This window comes from Paraburkholderia caffeinilytica (assembly GCF_051027425.1).
Taxonomy (GTDB): Bacteria; Pseudomonadota; Gammaproteobacteria; order Burkholderiales; family Burkholderiaceae; genus Paraburkholderia; species Paraburkholderia caffeinilytica_A.
In genome coordinates, this window is record NZ_CP186552.1 from 2,704,813 (window position 1) to 2,720,475 (window position 15,663).

At 63.3% G+C, this 15,663-nt stretch carries 20 protein-coding genes and 1 tRNA gene; 9 read left to right on the top strand and 12 right to left on the bottom strand.

Annotated elements, in window-relative coordinates; all coding sequences use genetic code 11:
* Positions 1–73 precede the first annotated feature (73 nt).
* The 6 genes from ACOSV0_RS11865 to ssuD form a co-directional block, all read right to left on the bottom strand.
* Positions 74–316 carry a DUF6566 family protein gene (locus ACOSV0_RS11865; RefSeq protein ID WP_434106379.1) on the bottom strand — a complete coding sequence of 81 codons (243 nt, stop codon included), beginning with the start codon at positions 314–316 and terminating at the stop codon, positions 74–76.
* A gap of 115 nt (positions 317–431) precedes the next feature.
* Positions 432–629 carry a hypothetical protein gene (locus ACOSV0_RS11870; RefSeq protein WP_434106380.1) on the bottom strand — a complete coding sequence of 66 codons (198 nt, stop codon included), beginning with the start codon at positions 627–629 and terminating at the stop codon, positions 432–434.
* Between the two features lie 272 nt (positions 630–901).
* Complete coding sequence (locus tag ACOSV0_RS11875; RefSeq protein WP_115782798.1) at positions 902–1,117, bottom strand: TOBE domain-containing protein; 216 nt, start codon at positions 1,115–1,117, stop codon at positions 902–904.
* Positions 1,118–1,165: 48 nt separating this feature from the next.
* On the bottom strand, positions 1,166–2,176 hold the full coding sequence (locus ACOSV0_RS11880) for an ATP-binding cassette domain-containing protein (protein ID WP_434106381.1): 1,011 nt from the start codon (positions 2,174–2,176) through the stop codon (positions 1,166–1,168).
* Positions 2,173–3,081: an aliphatic sulfonate ABC transporter permease SsuC gene (ssuC, locus tag ACOSV0_RS11885; protein WP_434106382.1), complete on the bottom strand. Its 909-nt coding sequence runs from the start codon at positions 3,079–3,081 to the stop codon at positions 2,173–2,175. The genes ACOSV0_RS11880 and ssuC overlap by 4 nt, the downstream gene beginning before the upstream one ends.
* 56 nt (positions 3,082–3,137) lie before the next feature.
* Complete coding sequence (gene ssuD / locus ACOSV0_RS11890; protein WP_434106383.1) at positions 3,138–4,298, bottom strand: FMNH2-dependent alkanesulfonate monooxygenase; 1,161 nt, start codon at positions 4,296–4,298, stop codon at positions 3,138–3,140.
* A gap of 614 nt (positions 4,299–4,912) precedes the next feature.
* Between ssuD and ACOSV0_RS11895 the strand changes: the two genes are divergently transcribed.
* Positions 4,913–5,338, top strand: coding sequence for a hypothetical protein (locus ACOSV0_RS11895; RefSeq protein ID WP_028198175.1), 426 nt, complete (start codon positions 4,913–4,915; stop codon positions 5,336–5,338).
* Between the two features lie 134 nt (positions 5,339–5,472).
* Here ACOSV0_RS11895 and ACOSV0_RS11900 read toward each other — a convergent pair whose 3' ends face one another.
* Complete coding sequence (locus ACOSV0_RS11900; protein WP_434106384.1) at positions 5,473–6,603, bottom strand: enoyl-CoA hydratase/isomerase family protein; 1,131 nt, start codon at positions 6,601–6,603, stop codon at positions 5,473–5,475.
* Between the two features lie 46 nt (positions 6,604–6,649).
* Positions 6,650–7,672 carry a TetR/AcrR family transcriptional regulator gene (locus ACOSV0_RS11905; RefSeq protein ID WP_434106385.1) on the bottom strand — a complete coding sequence of 341 codons (1,023 nt, stop codon included), beginning with the start codon at positions 7,670–7,672 and terminating at the stop codon, positions 6,650–6,652.
* Positions 7,673–7,805: 133 nt separating this feature from the next.
* On the opposite strand from ACOSV0_RS11905, the gene ACOSV0_RS11910 reads away from it, so the two are divergent.
* On the top strand, positions 7,806–8,816 hold the full coding sequence (locus tag ACOSV0_RS11910) for an NAD-dependent epimerase/dehydratase family protein (protein WP_434106386.1): 1,011 nt from the start codon (positions 7,806–7,808) through the stop codon (positions 8,814–8,816).
* 106 nt (positions 8,817–8,922) lie between these two features.
* On the opposite strand, the gene ACOSV0_RS11915 is transcribed toward ACOSV0_RS11910, so the two are convergent.
* Positions 8,923–9,351, bottom strand: a complete 429-nt coding sequence (locus ACOSV0_RS11915) for a DUF1488 domain-containing protein (protein WP_434106387.1) — start codon at positions 9,349–9,351, stop codon at positions 8,923–8,925.
* Entirely contained in the window at positions 9,351–9,629 is a 279-nt protein-coding gene (locus ACOSV0_RS11920; protein ID WP_434106388.1) for a hypothetical protein, read from the bottom strand. Before ACOSV0_RS11920 ends, ACOSV0_RS11915 begins: the two co-directional genes overlap by 1 nt.
* 208 nt (positions 9,630–9,837) lie before the next feature.
* Between ACOSV0_RS11920 and ACOSV0_RS11925 the strand changes: the two genes are divergently transcribed.
* Together ACOSV0_RS11925 and ACOSV0_RS11930 are read left to right on the top strand one after the other, a co-directional pair.
* Positions 9,838–10,029, top strand: coding sequence for a hypothetical protein (locus ACOSV0_RS11925; RefSeq protein WP_434106389.1), 192 nt, complete (start codon positions 9,838–9,840; stop codon positions 10,027–10,029).
* A 64-nt stretch (positions 10,030–10,093) separates the two neighbouring features.
* Complete coding sequence (locus tag ACOSV0_RS11930) at positions 10,094–10,477, top strand: hypothetical protein (protein WP_434106390.1); 384 nt, start codon at positions 10,094–10,096, stop codon at positions 10,475–10,477.
* Between the two features lie 25 nt (positions 10,478–10,502).
* Here the strand turns inward: ACOSV0_RS11930 and ACOSV0_RS11935 are convergent, their stop codons facing one another.
* Together ACOSV0_RS11935 and ACOSV0_RS11940 are read right to left on the bottom strand one after the other, a co-directional pair.
* A complete protein-coding gene (locus ACOSV0_RS11935) occupies positions 10,503–10,835 on the bottom strand; it encodes a DMT family transporter (protein ID WP_434106391.1) in 333 nt (110 codons plus the stop codon).
* A gap of 10 nt (positions 10,836–10,845) precedes the next feature.
* Positions 10,846–11,343: a heme-degrading domain-containing protein gene (locus ACOSV0_RS11940; RefSeq protein WP_434106392.1), complete on the bottom strand. Its 498-nt coding sequence runs from the start codon at positions 11,341–11,343 to the stop codon at positions 10,846–10,848.
* 268 nt (positions 11,344–11,611) lie between these two features.
* Between ACOSV0_RS11940 and ACOSV0_RS11945 the strand changes: the two genes are divergently transcribed.
* From ACOSV0_RS11945 to ACOSV0_RS11965, 5 genes are all read left to right on the top strand, one after another.
* Positions 11,612–11,688, top strand: a tRNA-Met gene (locus ACOSV0_RS11945).
* A gap of 394 nt (positions 11,689–12,082) precedes the next feature.
* Positions 12,083–12,628: an NUDIX hydrolase gene (locus tag ACOSV0_RS11950; protein WP_434106393.1), complete on the top strand. Its 546-nt coding sequence runs from the start codon at positions 12,083–12,085 to the stop codon at positions 12,626–12,628.
* A gap of 9 nt (positions 12,629–12,637) precedes the next feature.
* Entirely contained in the window at positions 12,638–13,375 is a 738-nt protein-coding gene (gene aat, locus ACOSV0_RS11955; RefSeq protein WP_434106394.1) for a leucyl/phenylalanyl-tRNA--protein transferase, read from the top strand.
* A gap of 131 nt (positions 13,376–13,506) precedes the next feature.
* The gene (locus tag ACOSV0_RS11960; protein ID WP_434106395.1) at positions 13,507–14,328 is read left to right on the top strand and encodes an arginyltransferase; all 822 of its coding nucleotides are present in this window, start codon (positions 13,507–13,509) and stop codon (positions 14,326–14,328) included.
* A gap of 260 nt (positions 14,329–14,588) precedes the next feature.
* A complete protein-coding gene (locus ACOSV0_RS11965) occupies positions 14,589–15,572 on the top strand; it encodes a quinone-dependent dihydroorotate dehydrogenase (RefSeq protein ID WP_434110255.1) in 984 nt (327 codons plus the stop codon).
* Positions 15,573–15,663: the final 91 nt, after the last annotated feature.

A 15,663-nucleotide genomic window follows, 5' to 3' on the forward strand; every position in this document is an offset into this window, starting at 1 on the left:
GGATTCCGCCAGCTTAATTGAATGCGCTTGTGAATGCGTTTGCGAACGCGCTTGCCAACTCACATGCCCATGGCTACGTGGCGAGGCCGGCGTCGATCATGTCGCGCGCCGCCCGGAAGCCCGCCTCGGCCGCCGCATGCTCGGTGGACCATAGACTGTCGATAGGCACGAGCCGCCAGTCGACCACCACCCCGTCGTTGCGCAACACCCGAAAGTGCGCTTTGACGCCGGTGAGCACCTGCTCGACCGCGACTTCGACGTCGTAGTCCTGATAGCGCTCCTGATAGTCGCCCATGTCGAGACCCTTCGGCTCCATGATCGCCTCCCTGGTGTGCCCGTCTGAATGATCGCGAAGAGAGCGCGGCCACGCCCCTCCACCGGGCCGCCCCAGCGGCTCGGAGAATGCACCGGCCGGCCCTCTCACCTGACGATTAGTCGCAATCGCCAGACAAGTACTGCCGGCCGCTAACGGTGATCTCGACTTCGCCGCTGCCCGCTTCGGCGGCAAGCCCGCTCGACAGCAATTCCGCCGCGACGGATTGCTCAAACTTCGGCACGGGCTGTCCGATGCCGACATCGTTCAGGCGCCGCAAGGCTTCAACCGCTTCGGGACTTAATGACTTCGACATGGCCGTCTCCGTCGTGATGCTCAATTTATCGTAGCAAGTTTCGCGAGCGCACGCAGAGGCGCGTCGAGGCATACGCGTTGCGTACCGTACGGATGCATACCGGCGGCAGCCGGCGAGCGGCATCGCCAGAGAGGGCAAGATGGAGCGAAGCAGAATGGCAGCGCCGCCAACGCGAAATAGCGTCGGCGCGCGCATGACAGCGCGAACGATGAGAACGCGCCTGGCCGGGGCCCAATCGGGCCTGTATCAGGCGTATTCGAGCTTATGCGGACTTACAACCGCGCGATCGACACCTCCGTCGACTTCACCAGCGCGACCACTTCCGAGCCGACCTTCAGGTCGAGTTCGTCGACCGAGCGCGTGGTGATCACCGAGGTGACGATGCCGAACGGCGTCTCCACATCGACTTCGGATACCACGGAGCCGCGGATGATTTCCTTGACCTTGCCTTTGAACTGATTGCGTACGTTGATTGCGGAAATGCTCATGTCGAGTGACTCCAGAAAAGCGGTTGAAAACAGTCAGCCAAGGGATTGTCAGACGGCCCAGCGGACGTCTGTCGGCCGCCTGAGGCGGCCCTCGTCACGTGCGTCGTAAGCGCGGCTGGAGAGCGCGTCGTCGTTCGGCGCCGTCTTCAGTACGCGTTGCAACACATGTTCTTCCAGCGCGGCAAAACCGGCCGATGCACGCGCGCGCGGGCGCGTCAGCGGCACCGGCTGATCGAGCGCGATGCGCCCTTCTTCGATCAGCAGAATCCGGTCGCCCAGCGCGACGGCTTCGTGCACGTCGTGCGTCACCAGCAGCGCGGTAAATTGATGCTCGCGCCACAAGCGCTCGATCAGCGCGTGCATTTCGATGCGGGTCAACGCGTCGAGCGCGCCGAGCGGTTCGTCCAGCAGCAGCAATTGCGGCCGGTGCACCAATGCCCGCGCCAGCGCCACACGCTGCCGCTGACCACCGGAAAGCTGCGCGGGCCAGTCGTTGGCGCGCTCCAGCAAACCGACTTCGGCGAGCACGGCGCGCGCATCTTCGCGGGCGCTGCGGCCGAGGCCGAGCATCACGTTTTGCAGCACGCTCTTCCAGGGGAGGAGCCGTGCGTCCTGGAACATGATCCGCGTGTCGAGCGGCCGGCCGTCTTCGGTACGCTTTTCGAGCACGCCCGACGTGGCCTTTTCCAGACCCGCGACGAGGCGCAGCAAAGTCGATTTCCCGCAGCCGCTGCGGCCGACGATCGCGACGAAACTGCCACGCTCGATCGACAGATCGAAATCGGACAACACCCTGCGTTCGCCGTACTGCTTGCCGACGCCACGCAATTCGACCGAATAATCGGCGGAGCGGCGGGCGTCGTTGCGCGCCGATGCACCCGTTGCCGACGGCACCACATCCGCCTGACGGCGCTCGTGTACTGGATGTACCGGATCCGCACGGTCGAAACCAGCGGCCTCCTCCGCGTCGTGATCGACCGTGCGCGGTTGCGCCAGCTCGGCTTCGAGATCGCTGCCCGCGATGCCGCCGAACGACGCCGACAATGTCGTTGCGCTCATGCTTTCGCTCCTCGTTGATAGGCAGGATGCCAACGCAGCGATACACGCTCGAGACTCTTCGCCAGCACGTCGGCAAGCTTGCCGAGCGCCGCGTACAGCAGGATGCCCACCACCACCACATCGGTTTGCAGGAATTCGCGTGCGTTCATCGTCATGTAGCCGATGCCCGATTGCGCGGAAATGGTTTCGGCGACGATCAGCGTGACCCACATCAGCCCGAACGCGAAACGCACGCCGACCAGAATCGACGGCAACGCGCCAGGCAGGACCACATGCCGGTAGAGCGCGAAACCCTTCACGCCGTAACTGCGCGCCATCTCGATGAGATTGGCGTCCACCGAACGGATGCCGTGGAACGTGTTCACGTAGATCGGGAAAAACACGCCCAGCGCGACGAGAAACACCTTCGCTTCTTCCTCGATACCGAACCACAGGATCACGAGTGGGATCATCGCCAGCGCGGGAATGTTGCGGACCATCTGCACGGTCGAATCGAGTGCGATTTCAGCCGGTTTGAAGAGCCCTGTCGCGAGGCCGAGCACGAGTCCGATGCCGCCGCCGATCGCAAAGCCCGACACCGCGCGCCACGTGCTGACCTTCACGTCCGCCCACATTTCGCCGGACTGGATCAGCGACCACGCGGCCTTCACGACCGCGAGCGGTTCGGGCAGCACGCGCGTCGAGAGAATGCCGCTGCGCGCGGCGAATTCCCACGCCAGCAGAATCGCCAGCGGCGCGAGCCACGGCGCAAGATGTCCACCGATGCGGCGCAACACGGCGAGACTCGCGCCTGAACGCGCATCGGCCTTGACGTCCGCATTCGCACCTGCATCCACCTCGACGCGCGCGTCGGCGTGAGTGCCGGCGTGAGTATCTCGTTCCGCGCTCACAGTAGATCGAGCCATGATGATGTCCTCATTGCTTAACCGTTAGGCGTTCTCGCCAAACCGAGCGAAAGCGCTCAGCTCGAACTCGCCGACTTCGGCAGATAGTTGTTGCCGACGATCTCGCCGAACGGCCCCGACAGCGGACCGCCCGCAACCTTGCTTCGATGCCCCGGCAGCAGCGGGAACACCAATTCGGCGAAGCGATACGACTCTTCGAGATGCGGATAACCGGACAGAATGAACGTGTCGATGCCGAGCGCCGCGTACTCGTTCATCAGCGCCGCGACCTGCTCGGGATTGCCGACCAGCGCCGTCCCCGCGCCGCCGCGCACGAGACCCACGCCCGCCCACAAATGCGGATACACCTCGAGTTCCGCGCGTCCGCCGCGCTTGCCGCCGTGCAACGCGGCCATCCGGCGCTGTCCTTCGGAATCCATCTTCGAGAACGAAGCCTGGGCACGGGAAATGGTGTCGTCGTCGAGTTTGCTGATCAGCTTGTCGGCGGCGGCCCATGCTTCTTCTTCGGTCTCGCGCACGATGACGTGCAGGCGGATGCCGAACTTGATCTTGCGGCCCCGCGCTTCGGCGCGGGCGCGAATGTCGGCGATCTTCTTCGCCACGGCCGCGGGCGGCTCGCCCCACGTCAGATACGTGTCGATGTGATCGCCCGCGATGTCGTGCGCAGCCGCCGACGACCCGCCGAACCACAGCGGCGGATGCGGGTTCTGCACCGGCGGATACAGCGCCTTGCCGCCCTTCGAAGTCAGATGCTTGCCCTCGAAATCGATCGCGTCGTTGGTATGCGCGGCGGTCAGCAGCTTGCGCCAGATATGCAGGAATTCGTCGGTGATTTCGTAGCGCGTGTCGTGATCGACGAACACGCCGTCGCCTTCCAGTTCAGCCGAATCGCCGCCGGTCACGACGTTGATCAGGAGACGCCCGTTCGACAGCCGGTCGAAGGTCGCCGCCATGCGCGCCGCCAGACCCGGTGACGAAATGCCCGGACGGATCGCCACCAGAAACTTCAGGCGTTTGGTCGCGGCAATCAGGCTCGACGCGACGACCCATGCGTCTTCGCACGAACGGCCGGTCGGCAGCAGCACGCCCTCGTAGCCGAGCGTATCGGCGGCGACGGCGATCTGCTGGAAGTAGTCGTAATCGGCTGCGCGTGCGCCTTGGGACGTACCGAGATAGCGGCTGTCGCCGTGAGTCGGAATGAACCAGAACACATTCATTTGCTGCTCCTGCTTGTTCGAAACTGGATTGAATGAAGACGTATGTAACGACGATGCGCCGGGTGAACACATACACGCCGGCCGCACACCACTGGCCGCGCACTGCCGGCCGTACACCGCTGGCCGCACGCCGCTAGTCACACACCGCTGGCCGCGCGCCGCTAGCCGCGCGCATCCATCCGGCACGAGGGCCGAAGATGCAAGCGCAAAAAAGGACGGAAATACTGCGATGAGGCGCGGACTAATTCCGACAGCGCGTCCGCAAACGCGCATGCGCCATGAAGCGGTTGAAGATCGGCATCAGGCAGGACATCGCGACAGCTTCCCTCGACCAGACGTGCGCGTGACGCGCTCGATTAAATGGGCGACGGCGGCAAACGCCGTCTGCATGGAGAAACAGTCTATGGATCGGGGCCCGGCTTTTGAACGATTTTTTTTAGCTTAGGTTTTCCACTTTCGTGATTAGCCCGACGCTAAAGCATACGGATGTTGCACGGGTGTTGCGCCTTATCGACGCTGGAAGCCGGATGCCCCTCTATATAATGGCGCCACGTTTCCAATAATCCGATGCAGGCCGCGTGAACCACGCCGCCTGAGCTCTCGCGGTGCAATGCATGCAAAAACTCATCCTGCCGTTCGTCGCCGGCTTTCTGGCTTCCCTGTTCTTTCATGAATCGACGCTGGCGCTGCTGCACGCAGCCGGCCTGATCGACCCAACCGGTTTTTCGACCGCGCCATTCTTGCCGCTCGGCCTGCCGGAGTTCATTGCAAACGCAATCTGGAGCGCATTCTGGGCGGTGCTGATGGCGTGGCTGCTGCGCGTTGCGCCGGAGCGGCGCGCACCGTGGGTGCCGGCCTTCGTGTTCGGCGGCATTGCGTTGACGGCGGCGAGCGTGTTCGTGGTCGATCCGCTGCGCGGCATCTGGCCGAGCGGCAACATGCTGCCGCGCCTCGCGGTGGGCTTCGCGGCGAACGCGATGTGGGGCTGGGGCGCGCTGGTGTTCATGCGCGCCTTCATGGCGAGCGAGGACGAGGACTGAGCGTCTTTACGCCTGCTCGCGAGGCAATGCCGATCGGACGATCCGGCGATCCGGCGGTCTGGTAAGCCGGTGATCCGGCGGTCCGCCGGATCGGCATCGCTTCTGCTGCTGTTATCGCCGTTGCCCAGGCTCGCTTAACCGCGCAGATCGCGCAACGGGTGTTCGTTTGCCGGCCACGGGCTTTCGAACATCTTCGCCACATCGCCGGCGCTCACGTCTTCGATGCGCGCAAAACGCCAGCGCGGCGCGTTGTCCTTGTCGATAATGCGCGCGCGAATCCCTTCGATCGTATCGCCCTGCGCGAAGCACGTGCGCGTCAGATCGAGATCGCCGCGCAGCACATCCTCCATCGAACCCTCCGCGCGCGTCACCACTTCCAGCGACACGGCCATCGACAACGGCGAACGTTCGCGCAACACGGCAATCGTCTGCTCGGCCCAATCGGCAGCCTCGCCATCATGCTCCTGCTCCAGCGAAGCGAGAATCCGCGCCACGTCGGGCAGCGCGAAATGCCGGTCGATCAACGCACGTATGCTCGCGAGCGGCGAAGCATCGGCTTGCGGCACGACCTGATGGGCGGCGGCCTCGCGCTCGATGCACGCCACGACGTCTGCCCCGCGTTCGAACAATTCGGTGCGCAACGTATCGACTAGCGCGGGCAATGCCGCGTCGTCGATATAGGCATCGGCGAGACCTGCATAGAGTGCATCGGCAGCGCCGATCGTCTCGCCGGTGACCGCCAGATAGCGGCCGAGCGCGCCCGGCGTGCGCGCCAGAAACCAGCTCGCGCCGACGTCGGGAAAGAGCCCGATGCGGGTCTCGGGCATCGCCATTTTCGTCGAGTTCGTCACCACCCGCAGGCCGCCGGTACGATGCGCGCCCTGCGAAATCCCCATCCCGCCGCCCATCACGACGCCGTTCATCAGGGCGATATACGGCTTCGGGTAGGTGAAGATCGCGTGATTGAGCCGGTATTCCTCAGTGAAAAACGTATCGCGCGCGGCGTGCTCGCCACGCTGCGCCGACTCGTACAGAAACCGGATATCGCCCCCCGCGCAGAATGCGCGCGGATGCTGGCTGCGCACCACCACGGCGAGTACGTCGGGATCTTCGCGCCACTGATCGAGCGCCGCGTGCATCGCGCGGATCATACCGGTCGACAGCGCGTTGAGCGCCTTCGGCCTTTCCAGTTCAATGAAACCGATGCGATTGGCTACGTAGGTCGCGACTTCGTCGCTGACGGCGGGCGAGGCGGAAATGGACATGGAGAGCTAAGCGCGATGGCGCGAAAAGAATCGGAACTGAACGTTATCACGCACTCGTGGCTTTGGGCCTGGTGGCGAGTTTGACGACAGGTTGAGTGTCCGCGTCAGCGGGTTGAATGGCCGATGATCCCGATCGCTTCGTGGACTTTTTGCCTGACGAGGCGGATGGCTGGGACGCCTGGGCAGCCGGCTTACCGCCAGCCACCGCCGGCGATTCGCCCGGCTCGACGTGCGCTTCAACCTGTGCTTTCGCGGACTTTTTTTTGCGCGCGGCGGACGTATTCGCGACACCCGCCGGTTGGCCGGCGTCTTGCGTACCCAGCCAGGCATCCAGTGCGACACCCAGCACCGTATCCAGCGGCGCGGTCGGAAACACGGGGCATGTAAGGTTAAGCGCGACAATGCCGTGCAGGTTCGCCCAGAACGCCTCCGCCCACACGGTCAAGTCCGTCGATGCGGCAAGACGCCCCGTGGCTTTCAATTCTTCGAGCGCGGAAATCATGATGTGCAATGCGGCGGCGTCGGGATCGTCGTCCGATTTCGGCGGGGCGAGGCCCGCTTTGGCGGACGCGGCGGATCCCGCAACCGCTGTCTCAGCCGCCGCGACCGCCTCCGCTTCGCCGGCCGCAACCGCCGCCGCGATCGCCCCCGTATCCGTATCCACTTCCGCGACCGCAGCCACCGACGCAGCAGCCACGCCGCCCAGCGCCGCGCCCGTGTAGCTCGGGTCTTCCATGAAGATCAGCCGGTAGGTTTCCGGATGCGCGACACCGAATGCCACATAAGCACGCCCAAGGGCCTTCAGGCGCTCAGCCGGATCGGCGATCTGCGCCAGCGGCACGAACGTCGCCAGCAATTGCGCATACCCTTCGGCGCATAAGGCTTGCACGATCTCATCGCGGCTCGCGAAATGAAGGTACAGCGTGGCGGGCGAATACTCGATGGCGTCGGCAATCTTGCGCATTGACAGCGCGGCAAAGCCTTCGCGTATCACGATACGCCGCGCTGCATCGAGGATGCGCTCGCGCAGCGCCTGTTTCTGACGGTTTTTTCGTTCGACGATTCCCATGAGCCACATTTTCGGGTTGACAAACTGAAAAGTCAAATTAAACTGAACACCGTTTACTGAACATCGTTCATTAAATTCTCACCGATCACACAATCATCATCAGGCGCGATATTGCGCGCCTTCAGGAGTCGTCATGGAAGCCACCGGGAAAGTGGGTTTATTCGGTGCCGCGGGCGCGGCAGGTCAAGTCATCGCGGCTGCGCTGAGCGCGGCGGGCCGGGATTACCGGGTGGTCGGCCGCTCGCGCGCGCCGCTCGAGGCGGCCTTCGGTCACGACCCGCATGCGGAAATCGTCACCTGGAATCCTGACGACCCGGCTTCGATCAGCGCGGCGGCAGCGGATTTGCAGACCGTGATCTATCTGGTGGGCGTGCCTTACGATCAGTTCGCCGCCCATCCACCGCTCATGGAAAAAACCCTCGCCGGTGTAACGGCAGCGGGCGTCGAACGCTTCATTCTGATCGGTACCGTGTATCCGTACGGCCGCGCGCGCGGCAATCCGATTAGCGAAGATCATCCGCGTGAACCCCATACGTTCAAAGGCAAGATGCGTCTCGCGCAGGAAAACCTGGTGCTGGCAGCACACGGGCGCGCAAGCGGGTCAGCCCGCTTGTCGACGCTGGTGCTGCGCCTGCCGGATTTCTACGGGCCCGGCATCGAACGCAGTCTGCTGAACGGTGTCTTCGAGGGCGCGGCGCACGGCAAGCGCGCGCAGGTACTCGGGCCGGTGGACGTGCCGCACGAGTTCATTTATCTGCCGGATATCGGACCGGTGGTCGAGAAACTCACGCGTACACCTGAAGCTTACGGCCGCTGGTGGCACCTCGCCGGCACGGGCACGATCACACAGCGTGAAGTGGTCAGGCAGGCCTACGCGCTGGCGGGCCGCGAGCCGAAGCTGATGGTGGCTGGTAAGACCATGCTGCGCATGCTCGGTCTTTTCAATCCGTTGATGCGGGAACTGGTGGAGATGAATTACCTGATAACGGAGCCGGTTGTACTCGACGACTCCGCATTGACGAAGCTGATCGGACCGATCAGCAAAACGTCGTACGAAAACGGCATCCGGCATGCATTCGAATCCGCGCGCGCAGCGGCATCGGCGAGTGCGGACACGCATCGGGACGCAGCGAAAACAACCTGACTGCGGGTTGCTTTCGCAAGTGGGGATGGGTGAACCACGTGTCCGCGAATCGGCGAATCGGCGAATCGGCGAATCGGCGTATCGGCGTATCGGCAAATGGACCGGATCAGGCCGCGATGTTGCCTGGCGGAAAATGGCCGCTCTTGAGCAGCACGGGCGTGCCATTACTGATCTGCAAATGTTCGCGCGCCACCGCCTCGATGCGCGGACGCCCCGCGTCGAACGCGCGCATCCAGCCTTCGAGATTCTCGGAGTACGCACCGAAGTGATCCTCGAGCGCCTCGACCGAGATCGCGCATGGCACCGGTTCGCCGTCCACGAGCGCGGGAAACACAACCGTCAGATTGGAGTCGCGGTAAGCAGGCGCATCCGCGGGAAACCGAATTTCCATGATGGCCGCCTCATCAGAAGGATCCGGCAGGACAGGGACACCGGCGAGAACCGGCCGCCCCCGGACATGCCCGATATGGTACTCGCGCACCTGGACCGCGGTCCAGCCTCCTTCGCTCTCCTGCCCGATGTCGCGCGACGCCATCAGGCGCCTCCGAGCAGGCGGTCGATATAGTCGCGCGCGGCCTGTTCGACGAAGGCCAGCGCTTGCTCTTCGCTGCCGAAGCGCTGCTCGTCGCCGAGTTCGAGCAAGGTTTCCATCCGGTGCGGATCGTCAGGACCCCGTTCGGCGAGACTCACCGAACCGACATACGTACCGCTTGCAGCGCTGACGGCCGGCGCCGATGCACCCACTGCCGGTACAAGGCGCGCGGCAGCGCTGATGTAATAGCCGCGATAAGGGTCGCTGACTCGCTCAGCCATGTTCTTTCTCCTCGTTTGCAATTTATCGGCGCCACCACGTGGAGGGTTCACACGCATGCGTTCGCGGCAGACAAGTCAGTAAGGCGCGCTTCGAGCCGATAAGTTCTGCAAGCCCAATGGCACTTGTGCCATGTGCTTCGGTCGAACCCGTTCACCGGCACGATCTGTGCTGAAGCAATGACGCCGTTTCAAGTCCAGCGAGCACAATATGGGAAAATATTTTCTGCAGAACCACGAACTGGCTGAGCCCGATGCGGCAACCAAATGGTTTGCTTACGCCGAAAGCCACGGCATCGACATTCCGAAAGCCATCAGCATCTGGGAAGACGCGGCTACCGAAAACGGCGCAGAAAGCCGCCGGCTGGTGAGCGCGGCGGGCATCACAATCGAAACGCCTTAGTCCTGCGGGCACATTGCCGGTTTGCGTGGCGAGTCTCGAACCCTATTTGAAAGGAAACATCACGATGCATTTCATGACGCAACTGCGCCGCTCCAGCCGCTTTCGACCCAGCAGCGCCGCGCTTGCGCTAGTCCGCAGGGCGTCCCTGTCTGCCGCCCTGCCCGTCGCGGTGCTGCTGGGCGCAGGCCTCGCCGGTTGCGCATCGTCGAACACTACCTCGCTGATCAATCTGCCGAACGGACAAACGGGTTTTGCAGTGAACTGCAGCGGCGCCGACGCCGCGTCCAGTTGGGCCTCCTGCTACGTGCAGGCCGGCAAGGCATGCGGCGCGACCGGCTACGACATCGTGTCGAAAGACAATGACGAAGGCGGTGCGGCGGGCGGCAGCGTCACGAACGTGGTTTCGGCCAACGTGAAAAACCGTTCGATGATCGTGCGCTGCAAGTAACGCCCGGTGAACACTCAGTGAACGTTCAGTGCGCCTGCATCTTCGAGAAAACGTTCAATACGGCAACACCGGCAATGATCAGCCCGAGCCCGATAATGGCCGGCACATCAGGCACTTGCCGGTACATCACCACCGCGACCAGCGTAATCAGCACGATGCCGGCGCCGGACCAGACCGCGTAGACGATGCCCACCGGAATGGTTTTCAGCGTGAGCGACAGGCAATAGAACGCGATGCCGTAGCCGATCACCACAACGGCTGCGGGCACCAGCCGCGAAAAACCTTCCGAGGCCCGCATGGCGGAAGTCGCAATGACTTCCGCGACGATCGCAATGGCGAGCAGTGCATAGGGAGGCACCCGCATCGCCTCAGGCCTTTGCAAGCGCGAGCTTGCTGTAGTCGTGACCCAGGTGCGCGCACAGCGCTTCCACCACCATCTCGTGATCCGCACGCTGCGGCAAACCGGATACCGTGATCGAGCCGATCACGCCTGCGCCCGCTACCGTCAACGGAAAAGCGCCGCCATGCGACGCATATTCCGTGACCGGCAAGCCGTGCTTGTCGGCGAGCGTGCTGCCCGCCTGCTGCATCTTCAAACCGATCGCGTACGAGCTGCGCCGAAAATGCGCGACCGTGTTGCCCTTGCGACGCGCCCAGTCGACGTTGTCCGGTGTCGCTCCGCCGAGCAAGCTGAAGAACAGCGGTTGACCGAACGTGCGCACGTCGATGGCGGCGGCGATGCCGCGCGCTTTGGCGACTTCGTGCAGATAGGCACCGACCTGCCATGCGCGGTCGGCGTCGAATTGCGGGAACACCAGCGCCTGTTCCTGAGCGGCAATTACCTGTAGGTCGTGAGCGATATCCATGGAGTTCAGAGCAAGGTGAGAAGTGAAGCGCAGGCCGTTGCACATGCATCCCGGCGCTGCGAAGAGACAAAGAGAACCTGAATTCTAGCGTAGCGTTTTACGAGGGCCTGCCGGTATGCGACGCCGGCGATGCGTGCCGCGACTTTGGAGGCCGCCACGCGTTGTGATTCCGTTGCAAGATCACTCCGCATTGGCACGCATTGAAGCAGTTTCTTAAACGGCTATTGCGTTGCCTGCCGCTTTGTTCTATAATCTTTTCTTCGACGGACGCGGGGTGGAGCAGTCTGGCAGCTCGTCGGGCTCATAACCCGAAGGTCGTAGGTTCAAATCCTACCCCCGCAACCAAGTAATTCATTCGGTTCGAAACGTCGATACAACATCAAGGCTTGCCCAACCGGCAGGCCTTTTTTGTTTTCTGCCTCGCTCTCTTTTTCCGTTGTAGTGCGTGTTCTGCGCTCTGCTCTTTCCCCGCGGTCAGCTACACACCAAACACATACGCAAACGCACACGCACCCATTCCCACGCATCAATCTGGTAGCAATCCTAACTCACGTAGTGTCGAATCGGCTGCCGAAGCGCCAGCGTTAGCCAATCGGCCTAAGTCACAATCGTCCGCGCCGGGCCCGGCGCGCGACACGCGCCACTGCCTTCACACCAACACCGGCGTGCCGCCTTTACCGGACCTCAGAAAACCCCGGCCCAGTGATAAACTCCCATCACCCTTTCTCGTCCCCTTCCTATGAAATTCTGTTCTGTCTGCGGCCACGGCGTCAGCCTGAGCATTCCGCCGGGTGACAACCGCGAGCGCTTCGTATGCGGAAGTTGCGGCACGGTGCATTATCAGAATCCGCGCAACGTGGTCGGCACCGTCCCGGTCTGGGACGACAAGGTGCTGCTGTGCCGTCGCGCGATCGAACCGCGCTACGGCTACTGGACGCTGCCGGCAGGTTTCATGGAAATGGGTGAAACCACCGCCGAAGCGGCTTCGCGCGAAACGCTGGAGGAAGCCGGCGCGCGCGTCGAGGTGCAAAGCCTGTTCTCGCTGCTGAATGTGCCGCACGTGCATCAGGTGCACCTGTTCTACATGGCGCGTCTGCTCGATCTCGACATCGAAGCCGGCGAGGAAAGCCTCGAAGTGAAACTCTTCGAGGAACACGAGATTCCGTGGGACGAGATCGCCTTCCCAACCGTCGGCCAGACCTTGCGTTTCTTTTTCGCCGACCGTGCCGCCGGCAGCTTCGGGCTGCATACGGGCGACATCTTCCGTTCACTGCGCGAAGGTTGAGCAGCGCGCATGGTGCCCTGGCTCGGACCTGACGATCCGTTTCCCTCCGTCGAGCGCGCGCTCGGCGCGGCCAGCGGCGCACCCGGCCTGCTCGCCGCCAGCGGCGACCTGCTGCCGTCGCGACTGATCGACGCCTACCGGCGCGGCATCTTCCCGTGGTACTCGGACGGCCAGCCGGTACTGTGGTGGAGCCCCGATCCGCGCATGATCCTGCGCCCCGCCGAATTCAAACTGTCGCCGTCGCTGCGCAAAACGCTCAAGCGCGTGCTGCGCGAGGACGCGTGGGAAATCCGCGTCGACCATGATTTCGCCGCCGTGATGCGCGCCTGTGCGCAGGCGCCGCGGCGCGGCCAGCGCGGCACGTGGATCACCGCCGACGTGGTCGAAGCATATTCGTCGCTGCATCGGGTGGGCGATGCGCACAGCATCGAAACCTGGTTCGAAGGCAAGCGCGTAGGCGGTTTGTACGGGGTGTCTTTCGGCCGGATGTTCTTCGGCGAATCGATGTTCGCGGAGGTCACCGACGCGTCGAAAATGGCGCTGGCCGCGCTTGTCGGACACTTGCGCCGTCATGAAATAGAAATGATAGACTGCCAGCAGAACACGTCGCATCTGGCGTCGCTGGGCGGCCGCGAGATCGCACGCAAAGCGTTCATCGCGCATGTTCGCACGTCGGTCGACGCGCCGCCGATTCCCTGGCGCTTCGACAAAACCGTCCTGCGCGATGTCGTCGCGCCGGCGGCGTAGGAAGAATCAGGCCGAATCCGGATCCGTCGCCTACCGAGCCGCGGATCACGAGCCGCGGGTTTCAAACCGCAAGGCGCCGGGTTTGCAATACCAGAGACTGCAATACCAGAGACGCTTCGAGAGCTGCCAACGTGACTCATCCCAACGAGCTGCCTCTTTCTCCGCTTTCCGCGCTGCAATTTTATGCAACGGCGCCCTATCCCTGCAGTTATCTGGATGGACGCATCGCGCGTTCGCAAGTCGCCACACCCAGCCATCTGATCAACTCCGACGTCTATACCGACCTCGTCAAAGCCGGCTTCCGCCGTTCGGGCGTGTTCACCTACCGCCCGTATTGCGATGGCTGCCGCGCCTGCGTGCCGGTGCGCGTACCGGTCGATCATTTCGAAGCGAACCGCACGCAGCGCCGGGTCTGGAAAAAGCACGGCGAACTGATCGCCACGGTCGCCCCACTGCACTACGACGAAGAGCACTACGCGCTCTATATGCGCTATCAATCGGCACGGCATGCCGGCGGCGGCATGGACCGCGACAGCCGCGACCAGTACGAACAGTTTCTGCTGCAAAGCCGGATCAATTCGCGACTGGTCGAATTCCGCGAGCCGCAGCCGGATCATCCGGACGCACCCGGCATTCTGCGCATGATCAGCATGATCGACATCCTCGGTGACGGGCTCTCGTCGGTCTATACGTTCTTCGAGCCGGGTGTGAAGCACGCCAGCTTCGGCACCTACAACATCTACTGGCAGATCGAGCAGGCGAAGAGCCTCAAGCTGCCCTACGTGTACCTCGGTTACTGGATTCGCGAGAGTCCGAAGATGGCGTACAAGGCGAATTTCCGGCCGCTCGAAGGCTTGATCGACGGCGCATGGAAGGTGCTCGATCCCGCCAGCATCGATCTGCCACCGTTCGATCAGGCGATTCAGGGCAGGCGCGGGCCGCTGCGGCCGTGACGATTCGAGGCCGGCGCCAGTTCCGCCATACCGGCACGCGAGGCCGCACCCAACAAGCGCTGCCCGCCTCGGCACACGTCTACGGCGCACGCGCCATGTCCGATCTTGCAGACCCACACGGCCCGCGCTTTCACGTCTCTACCCGTTAGTCTCATTAATGTCCTAAAGCCGGTAAAATAGCGGGTTCCCATTTTCCGGCCGCCCGGCTTCGTCCCGTGTTCAGTTCCCTCTACCCGCTCGTACGCGCCCAACTCTTTCGCATGGACGCGGAAGACGCTCACCACCTGACTTTGCGCATGCTCGGCGCCGCGGGCCGCACCGGCCTTGCGAGCGCGCTCGCGCCACGCGTGCCGGATTCGCCACGCACCGTGATGGGGCTGACGTTCAGGAACCCGGTCGGGCTTGCCGCGGGGCTCGACAAGGACGGCGCGTGCATCGACGGTCTGGCGGCGCTCGGCTTCGGTTTCATCGAAGTGGGCACGGTCACGCCGCGGGCGCAGCCGGGCAATCCGCGCCCGCGCATGTTCCGCCTGCCGCAGGCGAACGCCGTGATCAACCGGATGGGCTTCAACAACGCGGGCGTCGACCAGTTCGTCAAGAACGTGCAGGCCGCGCGCTATCGCGGCATTCTTGGGCTGAACATCGGCAAGAATGCCGACACGCCGATCGAGCGCGCCGCCGAAGACTATCTCTACTGCCTCGAACGCGTGTATCCGTTCGCGAGCTACGTGACGGTCAACATCTCGTCGCCGAATACGAAGAATCTGCGCCAGTTGCAAGGCGCGGGCGAACTCGACGCGCTGCTCGCCGCGCTCAAGGACAAGCAGCAGCGTCTCGCCGACCTGCACGGCAAGCTGGTGCCGCTCGCGCTGAAGATCGCGCCGGACCTCGACGACGAACAGATCAAATCGATCGCCGATACGCTATTGCGCCACCGGTTCGAAGGCGTGATCGCCACCAACACCACGCTCTCGCGCACCGCCGTCGCCGGCATGCAATACGGCGACGAGGCCGGTGGCCTGTCGGGCAAGCCGGTGTTCGACGCCTCGAACGAAGTAATCCGCAAGCTGCGCGCCGAAGTCGGCGAAACGGTGCCGATCATCGGCGTGGGCGGGATTTTTTCGGGCGAAGATGCGCGCGCCAAGCTCGCGGCGGGCGCTTCGCTGGTGCAGCTCTATACCGGCTTCATCTATCGCGGACCGGCGCTGGTGGCCGAATGCGCGCAGGCGCTGCGTCGAGGCTAAGCCTCACCCAATCCGCATCAGTAATATAGACATAAACAAACGGTATTTAGGTTTCGATAGTCTGTTTTGTTATGCTTTCGTCTGTTAAAAC